The 23,570-nt window shown below is 59.4% G+C and carries 19 protein-coding genes and 4 tRNA genes; 8 read left to right on the forward strand and 15 right to left on the reverse strand.

What is annotated here, in order from left to right:
* Positions 1 to 2 precede the first annotated feature (2 nt).
* Both TU73_RS18610 and TU73_RS18615 read left to right on the forward strand, forming a co-directional pair.
* Entirely contained in the window at positions 3 to 1,037 is a 1,035-nt protein-coding gene (locus TU73_RS18610) for an AraC family transcriptional regulator (RefSeq protein WP_057013449.1), read from the forward strand.
* Positions 1,038 to 1,365: 328 nt separating this feature from the next.
* Entirely contained in the window at positions 1,366 to 2,370 is a 1,005-nt protein-coding gene (locus tag TU73_RS18615; RefSeq protein ID WP_057013450.1) for a transketolase-like TK C-terminal-containing protein, read from the forward strand.
* A 39-nt stretch (positions 2,371 to 2,409) separates the two neighbouring features.
* Here TU73_RS18615 and TU73_RS18620 read toward each other — a convergent pair whose 3' ends face one another.
* Positions 2,410 to 2,880: a MarR family winged helix-turn-helix transcriptional regulator gene (locus tag TU73_RS18620; RefSeq protein WP_057013451.1), complete on the reverse strand. Its 471-nt coding sequence runs from the start codon at positions 2,878 to 2,880 to the stop codon at positions 2,410 to 2,412.
* Between the two features lie 144 nt (positions 2,881 to 3,024).
* Between TU73_RS18620 and aceE the strand changes: the two genes are divergently transcribed.
* The gene (gene aceE, locus TU73_RS18625) at positions 3,025 to 5,685 is read left to right on the forward strand and encodes a pyruvate dehydrogenase (acetyl-transferring), homodimeric type (protein WP_057013452.1); all 2,661 of its coding nucleotides are present in this window, start codon (positions 3,025 to 3,027) and stop codon (positions 5,683 to 5,685) included.
* Position 5,686: 1 nt separating this feature from the next.
* Here aceE and TU73_RS18630 read toward each other — a convergent pair whose 3' ends face one another.
* Together TU73_RS18630 and TU73_RS18635 are read right to left on the reverse strand one after the other, a co-directional pair.
* On the reverse strand, positions 5,687 to 6,499 hold the full coding sequence (locus TU73_RS18630; protein ID WP_057013453.1) for a DUF2242 domain-containing protein: 813 nt from the start codon (positions 6,497 to 6,499) through the stop codon (positions 5,687 to 5,689).
* A gap of 89 nt (positions 6,500 to 6,588) precedes the next feature.
* Positions 6,589 to 7,488, reverse strand: a complete 900-nt coding sequence (locus TU73_RS18635; protein WP_057013454.1) for a LysR family transcriptional regulator — start codon at positions 7,486 to 7,488, stop codon at positions 6,589 to 6,591.
* Positions 7,489 to 7,603: 115 nt separating this feature from the next.
* On the opposite strand from TU73_RS18635, the gene TU73_RS18640 reads away from it, so the two are divergent.
* Complete coding sequence (locus tag TU73_RS18640; RefSeq protein WP_057013455.1) at positions 7,604 to 8,785, forward strand: MFS transporter; 1,182 nt, start codon at positions 7,604 to 7,606, stop codon at positions 8,783 to 8,785.
* A 117-nt stretch (positions 8,786 to 8,902) separates the two neighbouring features.
* The gene (nhaA, locus tag TU73_RS18645; RefSeq protein ID WP_057013456.1) at positions 8,903 to 10,246 is read left to right on the forward strand and encodes a Na+/H+ antiporter NhaA; all 1,344 of its coding nucleotides are present in this window, start codon (positions 8,903 to 8,905) and stop codon (positions 10,244 to 10,246) included.
* 81 nt (positions 10,247 to 10,327) lie between these two features.
* Here nhaA and TU73_RS18650 read toward each other — a convergent pair whose 3' ends face one another.
* The 10 genes from TU73_RS18650 to TU73_RS18695 all read right to left on the reverse strand — a co-directional run bounded on the left by TU73_RS18650 (position 10,328) and on the right by TU73_RS18695 (position 19,744).
* Positions 10,328 to 12,202 (reverse strand): SurA N-terminal domain-containing protein, encoded by a 1,875-nt coding sequence (locus TU73_RS18650; protein WP_057013457.1) that lies wholly within the window; start codon positions 12,200 to 12,202, stop codon positions 10,328 to 10,330.
* Positions 12,203 to 12,432: 230 nt separating this feature from the next.
* Positions 12,433 to 12,720, reverse strand: coding sequence for an HU family DNA-binding protein (locus TU73_RS18655; RefSeq protein WP_221034285.1), 288 nt, complete (start codon positions 12,718 to 12,720; stop codon positions 12,433 to 12,435).
* A gap of 133 nt (positions 12,721 to 12,853) precedes the next feature.
* Complete coding sequence (gene lon / locus TU73_RS18660; protein WP_057013458.1) at positions 12,854 to 15,250, reverse strand: endopeptidase La; 2,397 nt, start codon at positions 15,248 to 15,250, stop codon at positions 12,854 to 12,856.
* 182 nt (positions 15,251 to 15,432) lie between these two features.
* Positions 15,433 to 16,716: an ATP-dependent Clp protease ATP-binding subunit ClpX gene (clpX, locus tag TU73_RS18665; RefSeq protein ID WP_017136464.1), complete on the reverse strand. Its 1,284-nt coding sequence runs from the start codon at positions 16,714 to 16,716 to the stop codon at positions 15,433 to 15,435.
* 112 nt (positions 16,717 to 16,828) lie between these two features.
* Positions 16,829 to 17,464 carry an ATP-dependent Clp endopeptidase proteolytic subunit ClpP gene (gene clpP / locus TU73_RS18670; RefSeq protein ID WP_043048706.1) on the reverse strand — a complete coding sequence of 212 codons (636 nt, stop codon included), beginning with the start codon at positions 17,462 to 17,464 and terminating at the stop codon, positions 16,829 to 16,831.
* 91 nt (positions 17,465 to 17,555) lie between these two features.
* Positions 17,556 to 18,866, reverse strand: coding sequence for a trigger factor (tig, locus tag TU73_RS18675; protein ID WP_034120380.1), 1,311 nt, complete (start codon positions 18,864 to 18,866; stop codon positions 17,556 to 17,558).
* Positions 18,867 to 19,264: 398 nt separating this feature from the next.
* Positions 19,265 to 19,340 (reverse strand) — tRNA-His (locus tag TU73_RS18680).
* 78 nt (positions 19,341 to 19,418) lie between these two features.
* Positions 19,419 to 19,503: transfer RNA gene (locus tag TU73_RS18685), tRNA-Leu, on the reverse strand.
* Positions 19,504 to 19,559: 56 nt separating this feature from the next.
* Positions 19,560 to 19,635, reverse strand: a tRNA-His gene (locus TU73_RS18690).
* Positions 19,636 to 19,667: 32 nt separating this feature from the next.
* Positions 19,668 to 19,744 (reverse strand) — tRNA-Arg (locus tag TU73_RS18695).
* 276 nt (positions 19,745 to 20,020) lie between these two features.
* Here TU73_RS18695 and folD point away from each other — a divergent pair.
* Together folD and pbpG are read left to right on the forward strand one after the other, a co-directional pair.
* Complete coding sequence (folD, locus tag TU73_RS18700; RefSeq protein ID WP_057013459.1) at positions 20,021 to 20,875, forward strand: bifunctional methylenetetrahydrofolate dehydrogenase/methenyltetrahydrofolate cyclohydrolase FolD; 855 nt, start codon at positions 20,021 to 20,023, stop codon at positions 20,873 to 20,875.
* Positions 20,876 to 21,081: 206 nt separating this feature from the next.
* Positions 21,082 to 22,005, forward strand: coding sequence for a D-alanyl-D-alanine endopeptidase (gene pbpG / locus TU73_RS18705; RefSeq protein ID WP_057013460.1), 924 nt, complete (start codon positions 21,082 to 21,084; stop codon positions 22,003 to 22,005).
* 78 nt (positions 22,006 to 22,083) lie between these two features.
* Here pbpG and TU73_RS18710 read toward each other — a convergent pair whose 3' ends face one another.
* Positions 22,084 to 22,746, reverse strand: a complete 663-nt coding sequence (locus TU73_RS18710) for a peptidase C39 family protein (protein WP_057013461.1) — start codon at positions 22,744 to 22,746, stop codon at positions 22,084 to 22,086.
* Between the two features lie 211 nt (positions 22,747 to 22,957).
* Here TU73_RS18710 and TU73_RS29185 point away from each other — a divergent pair, with 211 nt between their 5' ends.
* Positions 22,958 to 23,119 carry a hypothetical protein gene (locus TU73_RS29185; RefSeq protein ID WP_164486381.1) on the forward strand — a complete coding sequence of 54 codons (162 nt, stop codon included), beginning with the start codon at positions 22,958 to 22,960 and terminating at the stop codon, positions 23,117 to 23,119.
* Here the strand turns inward: TU73_RS29185 and TU73_RS18715 are convergent.
* Positions 23,116 to 23,526, reverse strand: coding sequence for a PA0061/PA0062 family lipoprotein (locus TU73_RS18715; protein WP_057013462.1), 411 nt, complete (start codon positions 23,524 to 23,526; stop codon positions 23,116 to 23,118). The genes TU73_RS29185 and TU73_RS18715 overlap by 4 nt on opposite strands.
* Positions 23,527 to 23,570 lie beyond the last annotated feature (44 nt).

A 23,570-nucleotide genomic window follows, 5' to 3' on the forward strand; every position in this document is an offset into this window, starting at 1 on the left:
CCTTGAAGCCGGTGCGCCTGGGGGATCTGTCGGTGGGCTTCGTGCACACCCTGACCGACGCCATCCACAGCCACGGCCTGGACCCGCAACCGCTGCTGCTGCAATACGGCCTCGATCCGGCGCGCCTGGCCGAGGCCGGCGCACGCTTATCAATCCCGCGCTACATGCGCCTGGGTCACGCGGCCATCCAACTGACCGGCGACCCGGGCCTGGGCCTGCGCATGGGCCAGCTCAGTCGCTTGAGCCAGGCTGGCCTTGCCGGCGTCACCGCCGCCCAGGCGCCCAATGTGCGCGAAGCAGCGCGCGCACTGACACGCTTTGAAGCGCTGTACGGCTCCAACTATCGCGGGCAATCGAGTTTTCACGAGGATGCCAAGGGCGCTTGGCTGCGGTTCTATTCCATCAGTCCCTACAACGCCTATAACCGCTTTGTCGTCGATTCGATCATCGCCGGTTGGCTGCAGCAACTGTCTGGCCTGGCGCAGCAGCCGGTGCAGGCGCAACGGATCGAAATCGAATTCCAAGCGCCGGACTACCACGAACAATACAGCGTGCTGGGAGACGGCCTGGTGCACTTCGGCGCCGACGCCAATCAACTGCGCCTCAGCCAACCGACCCTGGCCCTGCGCAACCCACAGCATTGCCCCAGCACCTGGCACCTGTTGTTGCAGCTGTGTGAGAGAGAGTTGGAGCAGTTGACCCGCACCCGTAGCCTGCGCGAGCGCATCACCCAGTTGCTCGGGCCGATGCTCAATGGTGGCCGGGAACCCGACCTGGAAGAGGTGGCGGCACGCTTGAAACTGCCGACCTGGACACTGCGGCGCAAACTGGCCGAGGAGGGCACGCAGTTTCGCGCCATTCTCAACGACACCCGCCGCAACCTGGCCATGACCTACATTCGCGATACGGAGCTGGCATTCGGCGAAATCGCCTACTTGCTCGGTTTCGCTTCGGCCCAGGCCTTCCAGCGGGCCTTCAGGCGCTGGAACAACCAGACCCCAGGGGAATTTCGCCGCAGTCAGCGGCATTCCACCTGAAGTCGGTTTTACAGCTCGGTGGCATCGTCGCCGGGATCCAGTGGATCCAGCTCGAATGCCTGGTACTCCAGCAATTCTTCCTGGTATTCGTCCATGGTGAACTCCTTCTTCAATTGAAAGCGGTTGCAGATAAATGACCTGCGAACCCAGCCTAAAGTGCCGTCATGACGAAAAAATGTCGACGTGATGACATTCCGGTATTTCAGGGTTAAACGCGCCAGGGACGGGATGATTTAACCGCGAGACTTTTAAGGTGCAATTGCAATCATTGCAAATGCAACCATATTTCCATTAGGGTACGAGCATCCGTTGAAAGGAGCTTCGCCCCATGCCTGCTTCCACCGCGCATTCTGCGCTGCGCTGCATCGATGCACTCGACACCGCCGCCAGCCCGGGCAGCTCGCCGTTGTATGCGGTCATGACCATGGCCAATATCCTGGAATCCAGCCGACAAGCCTGGGTGATCCGTGGCCAGTCACGCAGCCGCCGCGTGGGCAACTGGCCCACATGGTTTGCACGCAATCGCGGCGAAAAACCTTTGCTCTACCTGCACAGCGCGACATCGTCGGCACAGCTGTGTGCACTGTCGGACCAGACCGCCCAGCGCGGTATCTTGTGCAATGACATCGAAAACCAGCCCTCCCCATGGCCCAAGGGCGCGCACCCATCGCTGCCGTTGTGGCTGGCGACCCAACCGCGCTGCACCCCTTACGATCCCGCCTCGGGTGACGAAGCCAGGGCGATTGTGCTGGCGGGGCTGCGCACGCTGTACGTCGACGGGCAGCCGGGCTTTTATTACCTGGCGCTGCATGATCAGGACGCTAGCACCACGCTGGATAGCCAGGACCGTGCAGACGCTCACAAAGGCATGTATCCGATCCAACGTGGCCAAGTGGCAGATGTGCGCCTGCTCGGCGCTGGCCGGGCGCTTGAAGAAGTCATGCTCGCCGCTCGGTTGCTGGCACAGGACTGGAATATCACGGCGCAGGTATGGAGTTGCCCCAGCTATACACGGCTGGCCCGTGAGGCGGCGGCGGCCGAGCGCTGGAATCGCTTGCACCCCCTGGCCCCCAGGCGCAGTTGCCATTTACGTGAGTGCCTGGCGGGAAATACAGCGCCGGTGATTGCAGTGACCGGCTATCCGCAGGCGATTGTCGATCAGTTGCGGGCGCACGTGGGTACGCGGTTTATAGCATTGGGCGCTGGGTCGGTGCAGGCGACGGCGCCGAGTCGGTATTGGGTGGTGGTATCGGCGCTCAGGGCGTTGGCGGAGCAAGGACGGATCGACGCATTAGACGTGAAGAAGGCAACGGCCCGCTACCCACTTGGATGAGCTGGAATGTTCGGGCTTGCATTGGTTTTTCATTGTTGCTCAGCGCTTGCCGCGGCTGCGGGTCGGCACGCCCGCCTCCATCGCAAGCCCCGCAGTGCGCTCCAGGGCATCGGCAAACGCCTGGCGTTGCCCAGGTTCGATCTGCGACAGGAACAGCTCGTCCACGGTGCTTTCGTAGATCTTCCACATTTTTTTGCGCAGCAGCCGGCCGGCGTCCGTGATCGAGGCAAACGCCGCACGACCGTCACCGTCGGAACGCGAGCGCACCACCAGGCCGTCCTTTTCCAGGCGGTCCACCAGGCGCGTGAGGTTGTAGCGCTCAATAGCCAGCACATCGGCCAATTCGTGCATGCGCCGGGTACCGTCGGGCCCGCTTTCCAGGCCCCACAAGGCGTCGTACCAGGCATACGGCGGCAGGTCCGCCGCGGCCAGCCGCCGCTCGATTTCACGGATGACCGTCCTGTGGGCCCTGACAAAACGGAACCAGACATCCGGTTCTTTCGACGACATGCAACACCATCCGAGGGATTTCAAGAAGGTTGCAATAGTAGCTCATCCCGCGCTAGATTCCGTCATGTCGTTGCAATTGCAACTACATTTGCGCCACTCCCACAAGGAGCTCGCCGCTTGAATCCGCCTACCCTGGAGCCTCACATGACCTCGAATAACACAGCAAGACTCGACGATGATCCACAGGAAACCCGCGAATGGCTGGAGTCCATCGAATCGGTGTTGTCCACCGAAGGCCGCCCCCGCGCCCATTACCTGATCGACCAGTTGCTGGATTTCGACGTCGCGCGCCATGGCGACTTCTACGGGCGGGTCACCACCCCCTACGTCAACAGCATCCCGGTCGAACGCCAACTGCCCTACCCCGGCAACCTGGATATCGAGCGTCGCACCAATGCGTTTATCCGCTGGAACGCCATGGCGATGGTCTTGCGCGCAGGCAAACACTCAGGTGTAGGTGGGCATATCGCCACCTACGCATCAGCGGCGGTGTTGTATGACGTCGGCTTCGATCATTTTTTCCGTGGCCGAACCGACACCTTCGACGGCGACCTGGTGTACATCCAGGGCCACTCCTCCCCAGGCATCTACGGCCGCGCTTACCTGGAAGGCCGCATCAGCGAAGCCCAACTCGACAACTTCCGTCGCGAGGCCGGCGGCGAGGGATTGTCGTCCTACCCTCACCCACGGCTGATGCCCGATTTCTGGCAATTTCCCACTGTGTCCATGGGCCTTGGGCCGATTACCGCCGCGTACCAGGCGCGGTTCATGCGCTACCTGGAATTTCGCGCCCTCAAGCAACACCAGGGCCGCAAGGTCTGGGCCTTCCTCGGCGACGGCGAAATGGACCAGCCGGAATCCCTGGCCGCCATCTCCCTGGCAGGCCGCGAAAAACTCGACAACCTGATCTTCGTCGTCAACTGCAACCTGCAACGCCTGGATGGCCCGGTGCGCGGCAACGCCAAGGTAATCCAGGAGTTCGAGAGCCTGTATCGCGCCGCCGGTTGGAATGTGATCAAGGTGATCTGGGGAGGCGGTTGGGACGCACTGCTGGAGAAGGACCAGAGCGGACTGCTGCGCCAACGCATGATGGAGTGCGTGGACGGCGACTATCAGAACTACAAATCCCAGAACGGCGCTTATGTGCGTGAACACTTCTTTGGTAAATACCCGGAGTTGCTGGCGCTGGTTGCGGACATGTCCGACGACGATATCTGGAAACTCTCACGGGGCGGGCATGACCCGGACAAGGTCTACAACGCCTACGCCGCCGCCGTGCGCCACAAGGGCCAGCCCACGGTGATCCTGGCCAAGACCGTGAAGGGTTTTGGCATGGGTGAAGCCGGCGAAGGCCAGAACATCAACCATCAGTTGAAGAAGATGGGCGCCGACGCGGTAAAAGCCTTTCGCGACCGCTTCGGCCTGGAAGTCGCCGATGACCGGCTCGACGAAATCCCTTACCTCAAACCCGCCACCGACAGCGAAGAAGCTCGCTACTTCGCCGCAAGACGCCAAGCCCTGGGCGGCTATATACCGGCGCGCCACTCGGCCGTCGCGCCGTTGCAGATCCCCGAACTGAGCGCGTTCGCCACCCAACTCAAAGACACCGGCGAGCGTGCCATCTCCACCACCATGGCCTTTGTGCGCATCCTCGGCACCCTGCTCAAGGACCCGCACCTGGGCAAGCTGATCGTGCCCATCGTGCCGGATGAGTCGCGCACCTTCGGCATGGAAAGCCTGTTTCGCCAGATCGGCATTCACTCCGCCGTCGGGCAGCTTTATACCCCACAGGACGCTGGGCAATTGAGCTACTACAAGGAGAGCAAGGACGGACAGATCATGCAGGAAGGGCTGAATGAATCCGGCGCCATTTCTTCGTGGATCGCGGCGAGTACGTCCTACAGCAATCATGGCCTGATGACTGTGCCGTTCTACATTTTCTATTCGATGTTCGGCTTCCAGCGCGTTGGCGACCTGGCCTGGGCCGCGGGTGATGCCCGTGCGCGCGGCTTCCTGCTGGGGGCCACGGCCGGGCGCACCACGCTGATGGGCGAAGGCTTGCAGCACGACGACGGGCACAGTCATATCCTCGCGTCGGTGATTCCGTGCTGCGTGGCGTATGACCCGACGTTTGCCTACGAGCTGGCGGTGATTATTCGCGAGGGCATGCGGCGCATGTATGTCGAGCAAGAGGACATCTATTACTACATCACCCTGCTCAACGAAAACTACCCGCACCCGGCGATGCCCGAAGGCGTTGAAGAGGCAATCCTCAAGGGCATGTATCCGCTGAGCACCCACCCGCAAGCGCAGGTGCAACTGATGGGCAGCGGCTCGATCTTGCGCGAAGTGATCGCCGCAGCCGAGCTGCTCGCCAAGGATTTTGCCGTGCACAGCGATGTCTGGAGCGTCACCAGTCTGACCGAGCTGCGTCGTGACGGGCACGCCGCCGAACGCTGGAACCTGCTGCACCCGCAAAGCGAGCCGCGCCAGAGCTACGTCGAAGCCTGCCTCGCCGGGAGAACCGGAGCGGTGGTGGTGGCCACGGACTACATGAAGTTATTCGCCGACCAGATTCGCCCCTTCGTGCACGGCCGCCGTTTCGTCGCGCTGGGCACCGATGGGTTCGGGCAGTCGGATACCCGCGAAACATTGCGCGAGTTTTTCGAGGTCGACCGCCACTTCATTGTGCTGGCGGCCTTGAAAGCGTTGGCGGATGACGGTGTGATTGGCCGAGACAAAATCGCCCTGGCCATCAGCCGTTACGGGATCAACGTCGACAAGGTAGATCCCGTAGCCGTCTGAGTCACTGTGGCAGGGGCGGAATAACCTCTGTTGGCGCCGGCAGACTGGGATTGATTGGCGCCGGCGCCGGCTCCGTTGCTGGCATTGGAGTCGGGGCCGGCTCCGACGCAGGCTCTGGGTTCGGCGCGATCGGCGCGGCCTCAGGTGGCGGCGCAAGCGGTTGCGCGGCGGCAGGCTGCGGTGTGTCCTGCGGCGCCTCGACCTTCTCGGCTACCGGCGCAGCCTTGGGTTCGGGCATGCCCAGGTCAGCCTTGGGCTTTTCGGGAATATGCTCGGCCTGTTTCACCTCCTGGGGCAGAAACACATCCACCAGGGCGAAGTACCGCTCGTAGAACTTCGGCGCCGAGACGGTCTCGCTCGCCACCTTCACCATCGAGTCATCGGTGGAGCCAATCGGCATCGACACCGAGCCCAGTACACCCACGCCCAGGCTGGCGGAGTTGTTGACCTTCTTCAACGCATAGCGATCCTGCAAGGCATTGGCAAACATCGTCGAGTGATTGCTGCCCTTGCCATCTGCGGCACACACCACATTGAAGCTGATCTGCAGGTGGGTCTCGCCGGTCTGCTGGAAACTCTTGTTGCCGGCCACCAGCTTCGGATCGCTGCTGGTGATGATGTAACCCTGGCTCAGCAACGCACGGCGCGCCGCTTCACAGGCGGCCACGTCGCTGACCGGGTAATCACGGGAAAACGTACCGGAGTCATCGAAATTCTCGTGTTCATAGATAGCGGTCTTGGGTGACGAGCAACCCGCTGCGCCCGCCAGCACCAGCGCCAACCCGAGGCTGCGCAAGTGAAATGATGTCGACATTGAAAATCCTGAGGAAAACGGTCCGGACGGTATTGTGCAACAGAACGAGCCTTGGAGGCGCGCATTCCTGTCGGCAAAACGTCACAGGCTTAGGGAACCGCGCCGGTAGGAAAAAGCCCGGCACACATATGGTCGATGAATACCCGCAGTTTGGCCGAGGCATGGCGACTGGCCGGCCACAACAACCAGAAACTGCCGCGGTGCTCGAGATGCTCGTCCAGCACTCGCTGCAATTGCCCTTTGCTTACCGCCTGGTTGACCATGTAGTCCGGCAAGCATGCAATACCGAGACCTTCCTGCACCACATGATAGAGCGACTCGATGGTGGTACTGACCAATGGCGTGCGCAGGCTCGGCTCCGTTGATCCCGGAACATGGCGCAGGGGCCAGGGCTCCAGCTTGCCGGTGGCGCAGAATTTATGCCGCAGGCAGGCGTGGTGATTCAGGTGTTGCGGCTGACTTGGAATGCCGTGCTGCTCAAAGTAGCCGGGCGTGCCGACGAGGACCAATTGGTAGTGCCCCAGATGGCGCGCCATCAAGCGTGAATCTTCCGGCTTGCCGGTGCGAATCACCACATCGAAGCCCTCTTCGATCACGTCCACCATGCGATCGGAAAAATCCACGTCCAACTCGATTTCCGGGTAGGCACGCATAAAGTTGCTGATCACCGGCATCAACAAACCACGCACCTGGGGCACGCTGATACGCAACTTACCCCGAGGCGTGGCGCTGGCCTGGGTCAACTCCTGTTCCGCCGCCTCCACTTCCGCCAGGATGCGTCGCGAGCGCTCCAGGAACAGCGCGCCCTCACTGGTCAGGGTGATACTGCGGGTGCTGCGATGAAACAGCCTGACGCCCAGGCGCTCTTCCATCCGCGCGATGCTTTTGCCTACCGCCGAGGATGACACACCCAATATCCGGCCCGCCGCGGTGAAGCTGCGGGTGTCCGCGACCTGTACGAATACCGAGAGACTGCCCAGGGTGTCCATGGTGATGCCTTGGATGATTGAGGACAAAAACGTCCGATAAGTTAGGAACCTTAGCCTGTTTTTCCGCACGCCGCAGCCCCCTACCCTGTCTCCTTGCCCCTTCAAGGAGAACCCCATGAACGACAGCCCTTTATTGGCCGGTACTGCCCCCCAGCATGAAGCCCTCCCCCTGGCAGGCTTGCTGGCCCTGGCCTCGGCTGGCTTTATCACCATTCTTACCGAGGCGATGCCCGCCGGATTGCTGCCGCAAATGAGTGCAGGTCTGGGCGTGTCCCAGGCCCTGGTCGGGCAGCTGGTCACGCTCTACGCCCTCGGTTCGTTACTCGCGGCCATCCCCCTGACGCTACTGACCCGAGGCTGGCGCAGACGTCCCCTGCTATTGATTGCCATTGGCGGCTTTGCCTTGGTCAACAGTGTTACCGCGTTTTCCAGCCACTATGGCCTGACCTTGATCGCACGCTTTTTCGCGGGTGTGTTCGCTGGGCTGCTGTGGGCACTGCTGGCGGGTTATGCCAGCCGCATGGTTGCGCCTCACCTGCAGGGCCGGGCGATTGCCGTGGCCATGCTGGGCGCGCCGCTGGCCTTGTCACTTGGTGTACCTGCCGGCACGTTGCTGGGTACGCTGGTCGGTTGGCGCACCAGCTTCGCCATCATGACCGGCCTGACCCTGTTGCTGCTGGTATGGGCGCGCTGGCAACTGCCGGACTTCGCCGGTGAACCGGCAAGCAAGCGCTTGGGCTTGCATAAGGTACTGACCTTACCGGGCATTTGTCCGGTGCTGTGGGTGACCCTAACCTACGTGTTGGCCCACAACATCCTCTACACCTACATCGCGCCGCTCCTGGTGCCGGCCGGGATTGGCGGCGACATCGACAGGGTATTGCTCGTGTTCGGCTTGATGGCCCTGTTGAGCATCTGGCTGGTAGGCATCTGGATTGACCGGCACCTACGGCTACTGACCCTCATCAGTTGTGCGATGTTTGCCGTGGCCGCCTTGCTGCTTGGCCTCTGGATCAGCTCGCCAATCAGCCTCTACATCAGCGTGGCGTTGTGGGGCCTGGCGTTCGGTGGCCTCGCGGCCCTGTTGCAAACCGCCCTGGCCAAGTCGGCGGGCCACTCGGCCGATGCCGCGCAATCAATGCTGGTCACAGTGTGGAACCTGGGCATTGCCGGGGGAGGATTGGCAGGTGGTTTATTGCTGCAAAGCTTCGGTGTCGAGGTATTCCCCTGGGCAGTTTTAGGCCTGATGGCGCTGGCGGTGGGCGCAATCCTGAGTAAGACAAAGCCCGTACGATGACAAGTTTGTTTACAACTTATTCATCAGCTTCCTATCATCCCCCTGGGTGCGTCGCTGCATAAAGTACGGCGCAGGTTAAAAGCCAAGCATTGGTCGGGCCGCCAATGGAGATTTGTCGTGCCTGATAAACACCCTGCGATCCCTCGCCCTCAACGTCTGGCTGAGGGCGCGCTGTCTGCCCTTGAGCGCTTTTCCCGTATCGAAGCCGTCAGCGGTATCGTCCTGCTGCTGGCGGCCATTGCGGCGCTGATCTGGGCCAACAGCCCCGCCGCGGCGACCTACGAGCACTTCTGGAACACCCCCATCACCCTGGGGCTGGGCGACTACAGCGTCTCACGCTCCCTGCACTTTCTGGTCAATGACGGACTGATGACCATCTTCTTCCTGGTGGTCGGTGCCGAGATCCGCCAGGAAATCAAGGACGGTGCCCTCGCCAACCTCAAGCTGGCTACCCTGCCGTTGGGCGCGGCGCTGGGCGGCGTGCTGATGCCGGCGCTCATCTACACCCTGCTCAACCACGGCACTGGCGCCGCGAGCGGCTGGGCCGTGCCCACCGCGACCGACATCGCCTTTGCCGTGGGCGTGCTGGCGTTGCTGGGCAAGTCGATTCCCAGTGGCGTGCGTATCCTGCTGCTGGCCCTGGCGATCATCGATGACATCGTGGCGATCCTGATCATCGCGATCTTCTTCACCGCCAGCCTGGACTACATGGGTTTGGTGATTGCTACAGGCGGGCTGGCCCTGGTGCTGGTATTCCAGCGCATGGGCATCGGCAAGGCCGCGATCTATCTGCTGCCAGGCGCGATTGTCTGGTTTGGCCTGCTCAAGACCGGCGTGCACCCTACCCTCGCCGGGGTCATCCTTGGCTTGATGACGCCGGTCAATTCCAAGCCCACCACTGAACGTCCGCTGGAGACCATCGAACGCACGTTCAACGAACTGATGGAGCGCTTCTCGCACCCGGCACAAGGCCCACAGCAGGTTGCCCAGCCCCTCAAGCAACTGCGCGAAGCCCAGCGGGAAATATTGCCGCCGGTACAACGGGTGCAATCGGCACTGCACCCATGGGTAGCGTTCGGCGTGATGCCGCTGTTCGCGCTGGCCAATGCCGGAGTGAGCCTGGACGGTTTCAACCTGGATGACCCGTTGGCCCACGGTGTGTTCATCGGTGTCATCTTCGCCCTGGTGCTCGGCAAGCCGTTGGGCGTGATGCTGGCGAGCCTGGCCCTGGTCAAGCTCAATATCTGCAGGCTGCCCGATGGTGTGACCTGGACCGGGGTGGGCCTGGTCGGCCTGTTGGCGGGGATCGGTTTCACCATGTCGATCTTTATCTCTTCCCTGGCCTTCTCCGACCCGGCCCTGCTGTCGGCCGCCAAGCTGAGTGTATTGGCCGCTTCGACCCTGGCGGCGTTGATCGGCCTGACCTGGGGCAAGCTCAAGTTCGCCGGCAAGCCTACTTAAGACAAGTTCAGCAGCGCTTTATCGAGGGACAAAAAAAGACCCCGGCCTTTTCAGGACGGGGTCTTTTTATTCAGGCCGGCATCAATACTTCTTGATGTCTGCCTGGGTTTCCAGCTGCTTGCGGTACGCCGCGAAGTCCTGCTGGCCGATACGGGAAGCGAGGAACCGACGGTATTGCGCCTTTTCTTCGTCCGTAGGTGCTGCCGCTTCGTTGACGCCGTTCAAGCGCACAATCACCAGGCTACCATCGCGCAGGGTCACAGTGGTGAAGGTCGGCTTGTCCTTGGCCGCAGGCTTGGGCATACGGAACAGGGCTTGCAGCACGGCCGGGTCGATAGATTCCTGACCACGGGTCGCCGCTTCAGTGACCTTCCAGGCTTGGCCGTCAATCGGCTGGTCCAGCGCGGTCTTGCCATCGCGCAGGCTGGCGATCAACTCGTCGGCATGGGCTTTGGCAGCAGCGCTCGCGCGCTCCTTGGTCATCTGTGTGCGAATGGCCGCCTCGACCTTCTCGAGCGGCAGTTGGGCCGGCTTGAGATGCTCCTTGGCACGCAGCACGATGATGGTTTCAGGGTCCAGCTCGATGGCGCTGCTGTTGGCACCTTCATCCAGCACTTCCGGACTGAATGCGGCGGTGACCACGGCACGGTTGGCCGCGACGCCTTCGCCACCTTCGCGGCCAAACGGCGCGGAGGTATGGACGGTCAGTTTCAGGTCAGATGCTGGCTGGGCCAGGTCGGACGCCTCAAATGCCGCATCTTCCAATTGCTTGGTCGCTTCGACAAACCGCTGTTCTACCTGCTGGGTCTTGAGCTCGCGGGTCAGCTTGTCTTTCAGGCTGGCGAACGATGGCACCTCAGGTGCTTCAACGCCCAGCAACTTGATCAAGTGCCAACCGAAAGCACTGCGCACCGGCGCAGATACCTGGTCTTGCTTCAAGCCGTACAAGGCGGTTTCGAAGTCCGGATCGTAAACGCCCGGACCGGCAAAGCCCAGGTCGCCACCATTGTTGGCCGAACCTGGATCCTGGGAGAACTCCTTGGCCAGGGCTTCGAACTTCTCACCCTTGGCCAGGCGCGCCTGGATCTCTTCGATCTTGGCCTTGGCTTGCGCCTCGGTGACCTTGTCGTTGACTTCAATCAGGATGTGCGCGGCACGACGCTGTTCAGCGAGGTTGGCGGTTTCCTTCTCGTAGGCAGCCTGCAGCTCATCGTCCTTGACGGTGACCTGGTCGAAGAATGACGATTTCTTCAGCTCCAGATAGTCGATGACCACCTGGTCCGGGGTCATGAACTCCTTGGCGTGCTGGTCGTAGTAAGCCTTGACCTCGTCATCGGTGAGTTTCACCGCCGCAGGGTCAGCCTTGATATTGACGGTGGCGAAATCGCGGGTCTGCTTTTCCAGACGGGCGAATGCCAGCACCTCGGCGTCGGTCACGAAACCGCTGCCGGCGATACCTGCACGAACCTGGCCGATCAGCATTTCCTGGGTCAGCATCTGACGGAATTGCATACGGCTGTAGCCCAGCTGACGGATCACCTGGTCAAAGCGTTCGGCGCTGAACTTGCCGTCCACCTGGAATTCCGGCGTCTGCAGGATCACCTGGTCCAATGCCGCTTCCGAGAAGCCGAACTTGGAATCAGCAGCGCCTTGCAGCAGCAGCTTGCGATCGATCAGGCCCTTGAGGGCCGCGTCGCGCAGCAGTTTTTCGTCCAGCAGGGAAGCGTCGAAATCCTTGCCCAGCTGTTGCATCAGCTGGCGCCGTTGCATGTCGACGGCCTGGCTCAATTCGGTCTGGGTGATTTCCTCACCGTTGACCTTGGCCACGTCCTGCTTGTTGTTACCCGAAGCCTGGAAAATAGCCTCGATACCGGTGAACGCCATCAATGCGACGATGATCCCGATAATGGTCTTGGCAATCCAGCCTTGTGAATTGTCCCTGATATTTTGCAGCATGCGTCCCCCAGAAACGGTTGAACTTCAAATTTAGGCAACCGTGGAGCGTGGGTAGAGTCCGGATAGAAGAAAGGCGCATCCGAGGATGCGCCTTCTCGTAACTGGCGGAGCGGACGGGGGTTAGAACCCACACCCCCGGCATGGCGACCCAATGGATATGTGGGTCAACTGCCGCTCCGCTGCCAGGCCAGACCTGCGTCTAACCCGGGTAGGTAAGGCAAGAACGAAGCTTAGTTAACCGCTTCTTTCAGGGCTTTACCGGCTTTGAAACCTGGTTTCTTGGCAGCAGCGATTTGCAGTGCTTTACCGGTCTGTGGGTTACGGCCAGTGCGAGCTGGGCGATCGGTCACAGAGAAAGTACCGAAGCCTACCAGTACCACGGAGTCGCCGGCCTTCAGAGCGCCAGTGACGGATTCGATTACTGCGTCCAGCGCACGGCCAGCAGCAGCTTTCGGGATATCAGCGGATGCGGCGATAGCATCAATCAGTTCCGACTTGTTCACTCTAAGTCCCCTTATATATCTATTGAGTATAATTCTAAGTTTTTTGGTAAAAGCAAAAACCAGTGCTGAATGGCCTACAGACACTTAAGAGCCGCTTTATAACAAGGGCTCTAAAAAGCTGTCAAGGAAGCCCCCAGGCTTTAACACATTAATGCGTGCTAATTCTTTCCTTGGAATCGGACTCGCGTTTTTCGTCCTTCGCGACTATCTCCGGAACCACATCCGGCAAGGGCTCCGGCGCGTATTGCAGCGCAATTTGCAGGACCTCGTCAATCCATTTAACCGGTTTAATCTGAAGATCCTGCTTGATGTTGTCAGGAATTTCCTTCAAATCGCGAACATTCTCTTCAGGAATGATCACGGTCTTGATTCCACCCCGGTGCGCGGCGAGCAATTTCTCTTTCAAGCCACCGATGGCCAATACCTGGCCACGCAGGGTAATTTCCCCGGTCATCGCTACATCGGCGCGCACAGGAATGCCGGTCAAGGCCGACACCAAGGCGGTGCACATGCCTACGCCAGCGCTGGGGCCGTCCTTCGGAGTCGCCCCTTCCGGCATGTGGATGTGGGTGTCGTGCTTCTCGTGGAAGTCCAGGGGGATGCCCAGGCTGCGGGCGCGGCTGCGCACCACGGTCTGCGCGGCCGTAATGGATTCGACCATCACATCACCCAGGGAGCCGGTCTTGATCAATTGGCCTTTGCCCGGAATTACCGCGGCTTCGATGGTCAGCAACTCGCCACCCACCTGGGTCCACGCCAGACCAGTCACCTGCCCGACCTGATCCTGCTGCTCGGCCAGGCCATAGCGGAACTTCTTCACGCCCAGGAAGTGTTCCAGGGAGTCAGCCACCACCTTCACGGAGAAGCGTTTTTCCAGGGCGTGTTCCTTGACCGCCTTGCGGCAGATCTTCGCGATCTGGCGTTCGAGGCCCCGCACGCCGGCCTCGCGAGTGTAGTAACGCACGATGTCGCGGATCGCCTCGACGTCAAATTCGATCTCGCCCTTCTTCAGGCCGTTGGCTGAAATCTGCTTGGGCGCGAGGTATTTGACCGCGATGTTGATCTTCTCGTCTTCGGTGTAGCCCGGCAGACGAATCACCTCCATCCGGTCCAGCAACGCTGGCGGAATGTTCATGGAGTTGGAGGTGCACAGGAACATTACGTCGGACAGGTCGTAGTCGACTTCCAGGTAATGGTCGTTGAAATTGTGATTCTGCTCTGGATCGAGGACTTCAAGCAGCGCCGACGCAGGATCGCCACGCATGTCGCTGCCCATTTTGTCGATTTCATCGAGCAGGAACAGCGGGTTGCGCACGCCCACTTTTGTCATCTTTTGAATCAATCTTCCTGGCATCGAACCGATGTAGGTACGGCGATGACCACGGATTTCCGCCTCATCACGCACGCCGCCCAGGGCCATGCGCACAAACTTGCGGTTGGTGGCGCTGGCAATCGACTCCGCCAGGGAGGTTTTACCTACACCTGGAGGGCCGACCAGGCACAACACCGGGCCACGGATTTTCTTCACGCGCTTTTGTACAGCGAGGTACTCGAGGATGCGTTCCTTGACCTCTTCGAGGCCGTAGTGGTCGGCATCGAGGATCTCTTCAGCACGGGCCAGGTCCAGGCGCACCTTGGTCTGGGCCTTCCACGGCACCTGCACGAGCCAATCGATGTAGGAGCGCACCACAGTGGCTTCGGCCGACATCGGCGACATCTGCTTGAGTTTGTTCAGTTCAGCGGTGGCCTTGGTCAAGGCGTCTTTCGGTAAGCCAGCGGCATCGATACGCTTTTTCAGCTCTTCGATTTCGTTGTGGCCTTCCTCACCGTCACCGAGCTCTTTCTGAATGGCCTTCATCTGCTCATTCAAGTAGTACTCGCGCTGGCTGCGCTCCATTTGTTTCTTCACGCGGCCGCGGATGCGCTTCTCGACCTGCAACAGGTCGATTTCGCCATCGAGCAGCGCCAGCACGTGTTCGACACGTGCCGGCAGGTCAATGATTTCGAGGATGTCTTGCTTCTGCTCGATTTTCAGCGCCATGTGCGCCGCCATGGTGTCGACCAGACGGCTTGGCTCATCAATGCTGTTGAGGGAAGACAGGACTTCAGCCGGGACTTTCTTGCCCAACTGCACATACTGCTCGAACTGCGAGAGCAGGCTGCGTACAAACACCTCGGACTCACGCTCCGGGGCCTCGATTTCTTCAATCAGCGCTACTTCGGCGCGCAGGTGGCCGTCCACCTCCATGAAACGTTCTACCGCACCGCGCTGCTCGCCTTCTACCAGCACCTTGACGGTACCATCGGGCAACTTGAGCAATTGCAGTACCGTCGCAACAGTGCCGACGCGATACAGGGCGTCTTCGCCTGGATCATCATCAGCTGGATTCTTCTGGGCCAACAGCAGGATTTGCTTGTCGCCCGTCATCGCGGCCTCGAGGGCTTCGATAGACTTCTCGCGCCCCACGAACAGCGGGATAACCATGTGCGGATAGACGACGACATCACGCAACGGCAGGAGAGGCAATTCGATGGTTGTCTTCATGATTTCGCCTCTATGACAGTTGAAAAGTAAGCTTGAAACCAAGATGGGGGTTCGATGCAAAAAAAACAAGCTCAATGCCAGCAGTTAAACGCATGAATAACCGCGAATTTAACCACTACCCTGAGAAACCACCCCAAAAAACAAGGGGCCCCTGAAGGCCCCTTGCTTATACCGCTGGACGCTTACGCGTCTGGCGCAGCCTTGGCAGCCGGCTCACTGTTTTCGTAGATATACAGTGGCTTGGACTTGCCTTCTATAACGCTTTCGTCGATCACCACTTTACTCACCTCGGACTGCGAGGGGATTTCGTACATGGTGTCGAGCAGCACGCCTTCAAGAATCGAACGCAGGCCACGTGCACCGGTCTTGCGCTCCAGTGCCCGCTTGGCCACCGATTTGAGTGCGTCGGTACGGAACTCGAGGTCTACGCCTTCCATCTCGAACAGCTTGGCGTATTGCTTGGTCAAGGCGTTTTTCGGCTCGGTGAGGATCTGAATCAGAGCAGCCTCATCCAGCTCGTCCAACGTGGCCAGGACCGGCAGACGGCCAACGAATTCCGGGATCAGACCGAACTTGACCAGATCGTCAGGTTCGACTTCACGCAGGGACTCGCCCACTTTCTTGCCTTCTTCCTTGCTGCGCACTTCTGCGCCGAAACCAATGCCGCCACGGGTAGAGCGCTGCTGGATAACCTTCTCCAGACCGGAGAACGCACCGCCACAGATGAACAGGATGTTACGCGTATCAACCTGAAGGAATTCCTGCTGCGGGTGCTTGCGGCCGCCTTGGGGCGGTACGGAAGCAACCGTGCCTTCGATCAGTTTCAACAGGGCCTGCTGCACGCCTTCACCGGAAACATCCCGGGTAATCGACGGGTTGTCGGACTTGCGCGAAATCTTGTCGATTTCGTCGATATAGACAATACCCATCTGGGCCTTTTCTACGTCGTAGTCGCACTTCTGCAGCAGTTTCTGGATGATGTTCTCGACATCTTCACCCACGTAGCCAGCCTCGGTGAGGGTGGTGGCGTCGGCAATGGTGAACGGAACGTTCAACAGGCGAGCGAGGGTTTCAGCAAGCAAGGTTTTACCCGAGCCTGTAGGACCGATCAGCAAGATGTTGCTCTTGCCCAGTTCGACCTCGTCGCCTTTCTTGTCACGCTGGTTCAAGCGCTTGTAGTGGTTGTACACCGCTACGGCCAGAACCTTCTTTGCACGCTCTTGACCAATCACATACTGGTCAAGGATGCCGCTGATTTCTTTCGGCGAAGGTAATTTATGCGCACTGCTCTCGGCCTGGGCTTCCTGCACCTCCTCGCGGATGATGTCATTGCACAGGTCGACGCATTCGTCGCAGATAAACACCGAGGGGCCGGCAATCAATTTGCGCACTTCATGCTGGCTTTTGCCACAGAAGGAGCAATAGAGCAGCTTGCCGTTGTCCTCGCCGTTGCGGGTGTCAGTCATTCGTTCGATCCAAATCCGATAGGCTTGCAACACAAGATGAAGGCTTATGCGGGCTTTTTCAAGCCCGCCAGTGGTCGGACATGCCGACCAGCCCTATTTTGAGCGGCTTATATTAAGCGGGGCGCTTGTCGATCACTGCGTCGATCAACCCGTATTCTTTCGCGGCTTCAGCGCTCATGAAATTGTCACGGTTGGTATCGCGCTCGATTTCTTCCAGGGTGCGCCCGCTGTGGTGGGCCATCAGTTTATTGAGACGCTCGCGGATGAAGAGGATTTCCTTGGCATGGATTTCGATATCCGACGCCTGGCCCTGGAAACCGCCCAGTGGCTGGTGAATCATCACACGCGAGTTCGGCAGGCAGTAACGCTTGCCCTCGGCACCCGCGGTCAGCAGGAACGCTCCCATGCTGCAGGCTTGGCCGATACAGGTGGTCGACACGTTTGGCTTGATGAACTGCATGGTGTCGTAGATCGACATGCCCGCCGTCACCGAACCGCCCGGCGAGTTGATGTAGAGATGGATGTCCTTGTCCGGGTTTTCCGCTTCAAGGAACAGCAGTTGCGCACAGATCAGGTTGGCCATGTAGTCCTCTACCGGGCCCACCAGAAAGATCACTCGCTCCTTGAGCAGGCGCGAGTAGATGTCGTAGGCGCGTTCGCCACGAGCGGACTGCTCGACAACCATCGGGACCAGGCCGCCTGCGGCCTGGATATCAGAGTTCTGCTGAATATAGGAATTACGGAACATGCTCTGCAGTTACTCCCAAATAGTCATGTCTTGAAAACGCATAAGCCAGCGCGAGGCTGGCTTATGGTTGAATTTCCAACGAGTTGGACAATCAGTCGGCTTGTGCTGCTTCCGCCGGTTTGACTGCTTCTTCGTAAGAGACCGCTTTATCGGTCACCTTAGCCTTCTGCAGAACAGTATCCACAACTTGTTCTTCCAGCACAACCGAACGTACTTCGTTCAGCTGCTGGTCATTCTTGTAGTACCACGCCACGACCTGTTCAGGCTCCTGGTAGGCCGACGCCATTTCCTGGATCATTTCGCGAACACGGTCTTCGTCTGGCTTGAGGTCAAACTGCTTGACCACTTCAGCCACGATCAGGCCCAGCACAACGCGGCGCTTGGCTTGTTCTTCGAACAGCTCGGCCGGCAGTTGGTCAGGCTTGATGTTGCCACCGAACTGCTGCACAGCTTGTACACGCAGGCGATCCACTTCGTTGGACAGCAGGGCCTTAGGCACTTCGATCGGGTTGGCGGCCAGCAGACCGTCCATGACCTGGTTCTTGACCTTGGACTTGATCGCCTGGCGCAGTTCACGCTCCATGTTCTTGCGAACTTCGGTGCGGAAGCCTTCGATGCCGGTTTCCTTGATACCGAACTGAGCGAAGAATTCTTCGTTCAGCTCTGGCAGCTTAGGCTCGGAAACGCTGTTGACGGTCACGGTGAACTCGGCGGCTTTGCCGGCCAGGTCCAGGTTCTGGTAGTCAGCCGGGAAAGTCAGGTTCAGCACGCGCTCTTCGCCGGCCTTGGCGCCAACCAGGCCGTCTTCGAAACCCGGGATCATGCGGTTGGAACCCAGCACCAGCTGGGTGCCCTTGGCCGAGCCGCCAGCGAAGACTTCGCCGTCAACCTTGCCAACGAAATCGATGTTCAGCTGGTCCTCGTTCTGGGCAGCGCGGTCGGCCACTTCAAAACGGGTGTTCTGCTTGCGCAGGATTTCCAGCATGTTGTCCAGGTCCGAATCAGCCACTTCGGCGCTCAGGCGCTCGATGGCGATACCGTCGAAACCGGCCACTTCGAACTCTGGGAACACTTCGAATACGGCAACGTATTCCAGGTCCTTGCCCGCTTCCAGGGACTTAGGCTCGATCGAAGGCGAGCCAGCCGGGTTCAGCTTCTGCTCGACAACGGCTTCGTAGAAGGAAGCCTGGATCACGTCACCTACAGCTTCCTGGCGCGCATCGGCACCAAAACGACGCTTGATTTCGCTCATCGGCACTTTGCCTGGACGGAAACCAGCGATCTTGGCCTTCTGGGCAGTCTGCTGCAGACGCTTGTTGACCGCAGTCTCGATACGCTCTGCCGGCACGGTGATGCTCAGGCGGCGCTCGAGAGCAGTAGTATTTTCAACAGAAACTTGCATGGATATTCCTCGTTGCACAGACATTAGCCGGCCATTTCCGACCCCAATCAAGGGCATGCATTCTAGTGGGTCAAACTCAAGAAGTCACCCTACTGGAAATACACCGGAAAACCGCCGGCAATTTATCGGTACGAAGGCACTGATGTACCTCGCCCCGGTGACAAATACAGCCAATTGCGCCAGGGCCCTGCGCCGCCTCTTTATATATAGAAGGCGAAGCCGTTCATCTCCCTGGCGGCCCGCCCTGCGAACAGAGCGGGCAGGCAGCGCGTATCATCGAGATACACAAATACGATGAAACGCCCTGCCGATGCGGCCCAGTATCTGCAACCGCCGAATATTCAAACCCCTGAAACCAAAAAAGGCGCCAGACTGTTAAATCTGGCGCCTTTCGAATATGGGGTGGACGAAGGGGATCGAACCCTCGACAACGGGAGTCACAATCCCGTGCTCTACCAACTGAGCTACGCCCACCATATTGCGTTAACAAAGAAACCAAACCACTTCTTCTTTGTCGAGCCCTACTGGCCTGACGGCCGAGCAAAGCTTAATTGGTGCGGATGAAGAGACTCGAACTCTTACGCCTCGCGGCGCTGGAACCTAAATCCAGTGTGTCTACCAATTCCACCACATCCGCGCTTGAAGCTCTTAAAGCAAAGGCGCCAGATGATTAATCTGGCGCCTTTCAAAATATGGGGTGGACGAAGGGGATCGAACCCTCGACAACGGGAGTCACAATCCCGTGCTCTACCAACTGAGCTACGCCCACCATATAGCGCTACTTGTGCCAAAGCTGCCTAATGGCGCACCCGGCAGGACTCGAACCTGCGACCATCCGCTTAGAAGGCGGATGCTCTATCCAGCTGAGCTACGGGCGCCTTATTAATCTGTACTCTTGGAGGATTACAAACTAAGTGCTTCCAGCCTTGCAGGACAACTATTCTGCTCGACCTTCTTAACCAGTGCTAGGCTGTGCCCGACAAGTGCGACGAATAGTATAGATGCCCCGGAAACCCGTCAAATCTTTTTTTGAAAAAAACTGATTTTATTTAAGGAGTTAGGGCAATTTGCAGACCAAGCGCCTTTGCCCTCGCGCCTTGGCGTGCGAGAATGCGCGCACTTTTCTTCCCCCTCTCGATGGTTAATCACGCGTAATGACTGCACAACTTATCGACGGCAAATCAATCGCCGCCAGCCTGCGCCAGCAGATCGCCAAACGAGTCACCGAGCGCAGCCAGCAAGGCCTGCGCACGCCGGGCCTCGCGGTGATCCTGGTCGGCAGCGATCCTGCCTCTCAGGTTTATGTCTCGCACAAGCGTAAAGACTGTGAAGAGGTCGGCTTTATTTCCAAGGCCTATGACTTGCCTTCCCAGACCACCCAGCAGGCCCTTACCGACCTGATCGACGGCCTCAACGAAGACCCGGCGATCGATGGCATCCTGCTCCAGCTGCCATTACCCGAGCATCTGGACGCTTCCAAGCTGCTGGAGCGTATCCGCCCGGACAAAGACGTCGACGGTTTTCACCCTTATAACGTCGGCCGACTGGCCCAGCGCATCCCGCTGCTGCGCCCCTGCACACCCAAAGGCATCATGACCCTGCTGGAAAGCACCGGTGTCGACCTATACGGCCTCGATGCCGTTATCGTCGGCGCATCCAATATCGTCGGTCGCCCGATGGCCATGGAGCTGCTGCTGGCCGGTTGCACCGTGACCGTCACCCATCGCTTCACCAAAGACCTTGCCGGCCACGTCGGTCGCGCCGATCTGGTAGTAGTGGCAGCCGGCAAGCCGGGGTTGGTCAAGGGTGAATGGATCAAGGAAGGCGCCATCGTCATCGATGTAGGCATCAACCGCCAGGACGACGGCAAGTTGGTCGGCGACGTGGTGTATGAAACCGCCCTGCCCCGCGCCGGCTGGATTACTCCGGTACCCGGCGGTGTCGGCCCTATGACCCGGGCCTGCCTGCTGGAAAACACCCTGTACGCCGCGGAAACCCTGCACGGTTAATAACCAGGCGCAATGAAGAAGCCCTGCCTTATCGCGGGGCTTTTTATTGCCCGCTAAAAAACTGTTTTTTGTTAGTTTTTAGGCACTTTCGTCTGGTTCTAGAAGAACATTCGACAGTTCTTCATCCATACTCCTAAAATGTAACGCCATTTATCATAAAACCCGTTCCCAAACGGTATTTCTTACTTTTTAGCGAGTTCATCCGCGTGAAAATTCGTCTCTCTATTGTCAGCCTGTTTTTCGCTTTCACAGGCACCTTCGCCCACGCCGCCGAATCCACCTTGGCCCCGCGTGACGCCTCCAAGCTGCAAATTGCCTCCGGCAGCGCCATGCTGGTCGATCTGCAAACCAACAAGGTCATTTATTCCAGCAACCCAGACGTGGTGGTGCCTATCGCTTCGGTGAGCAAGCTGATGACCGGCCTGATCGTCCTCGAAGCCAAGCAGGATATGGACGAATACATCGACATCAACATCACTGACACGCCAGAGATGAAAGGCGTGTTCTCGCGGGTAAAGATCGGCAGCCAGATGCCACGCAAGGAGATGCTGCTGATCGCGCTGATGTCCTCGGAAAACCGCGCTGCGGCAAGCCTGGCCCACCACTATCCAGGTGGCTACGCGGCCTTCATCGCAGCGATGAACGCCAAGGCCAAGTCCCTGGGTATGACCAGCACCCACTATGTTGAGCCCACTGGCCTGTCGATCCATAACGTGTCGACCGCCCGCGACCTGAGCAAGCTGCTGGCCTATGCGCGCAAATTCCCGATGCTCAGCCAATTGAGTACCACTAAAGAAAAGACCGTGGCGTTCCGCAAGCCCAACTACACCCTGGGCTTCTCCAACACCGACCACCTGATCAACCGCGCCAACTGGGACATCAAGCTGACCAAGACCGGCTTTACCAACCAGGCCGGGCATTGCCTGGTGCTGGTGACCAGCATGGGTAATCGCCCGGTTTCACTGGTGATCCTGGATGCCTTTGGCAAGTTCACTCATTTTGCCGATGCCAGCCGCATTCGCAGTTGGGTCGAGACCGGCAAAGGCGGCGCAGTGCCGGATGTGGCGTTGCGCTACAAGGCTGACAAGAATCTGAAGAACCGGGGGAATGCGGTAGAAGTTCGCCGCTAACCTCATCAACATTACTGAAGCACCGCAAACCAATGTGGGAGGGGCAAGCCGAATCGTCGCACCGCCCCTCCCACATTCTTATATGCGTTCTGCCAGGACTTTGAGCGCTTGGGCCGCGGCCCCTTCCTGCCCCGCCTGGGCCGTTGCATTCGCCGCCTCACGCCAGCGCTGCGCATCCACATTCGCCGGCAGCTGACTCGGGCGCTGAGTCAGGATGGCCCAGTGCCCCGCGCTCTTCCACGCCGACTCAAAATCACTGAACCCCATGGTCAATCGGCGCTCGTTCCCAGAACGCAGCAACACCGTACTCTTCTGCTGGTTGAACCCGACCACCACGACATAACGCGCCCCGGACCAGAAGCTGGAGCTGATTCGCGCCATTACCGGGTAACCTGCCGCCACCTGCGCCAGCACTGAGGTCAGCTTGGCGTCCAACGGGTACACCATCAGCCCGTACTCACGCGCCAACGCCTGCATGTTGCCTTCCAGGTTCGCCTCAGCGCCTGGAAGACGCAGCGGCTTATCCAAGAGCCCCGGTGTCATGACAATGCCTTGTTGCGACAGCATGCTGGCCAATGCCGTAGGACCGCTCTGATAAGCCTCGCTGCGGAAGGTCGGCACGCCGTTGAGTTCGACGCGCTCCGGCAAGCCAGGCAATTTCGACGGCTGGCTGGAACAGGCCCCGAGCCCCAGGGCAACAGCCAGCAGAAAGGAAGTTCTAACGTTCGACCGTGTGCGCAATTTTTTGACTCTCTTGATCAACTGCCGGTAAAGGCCCCGATCATAGGACGCTCTGCTACGTGGGTATAGCCCACTGAGCTAGTAAAGCTTTGCTGATAGAGCAAACAAGTTGGACAGACTCGACCATTGGTCAATAGCAGGCAACCGCCGTATAGCTAGACTGTCCATTGAGAAGACTGTGTGTGCCCCGACTGGGCGAAAGGAGGCCCGAATGAGCCTTGCTACGACGATTTTCCTGTTGATCTGCGGTTGGCTGGCGGTCGCCGCCGCCATGCTGTGGGGTGTAATGCGCGTGACCCGCAGGCATCATCACCCCCACGTCAAACCCGAAGCGCCCGCCAAGCCTTCCAAGGCGACGGCACATCACGCCTAGCCGGGCATGCAATTGAAGTCCTGGGTCGTCGCGATTTCCTTGCCGTGGCCATCCTTGAGGGTCGCCCGCACGGTGGTGCCCAGGCTCGACTCCACCAGGGTGTAGTGTTCGCCCGCCTTGAAATGTTTGTACTCGATCCGGCCCTGGCAATCCTGCTGGTTGTCGTCGCCTGGCTCTTCTTCAAATAACGTCACGTCCAGGCGATGGTCCCCCGGGGTTACTTCAAAATAGCGGCCATCATCCACGCGCTGGCCGTCGACGCGCTCAGCCATCAGGTCATTCGGCGCTTCTTCCTTCAAGCCGATCCAGGCTTCGCTGGGGTCAGCCTTGGGGATTGGGCCGGCGCAGGCCGAGAGCAACAATACAACGCCAAGTGCGGGAATCAACAACAGTGGTTTAAGTGACATGGCAGGGCTCCAAAGGCATCAAAAAAGGTGTATCCGATGGCTGA

The organism is Pseudomonas libanensis, assembly GCF_001439685.1.
GTDB lineage: Bacteria > Pseudomonadota > Gammaproteobacteria > Pseudomonadales > Pseudomonadaceae > Aquipseudomonas > Aquipseudomonas libanensis.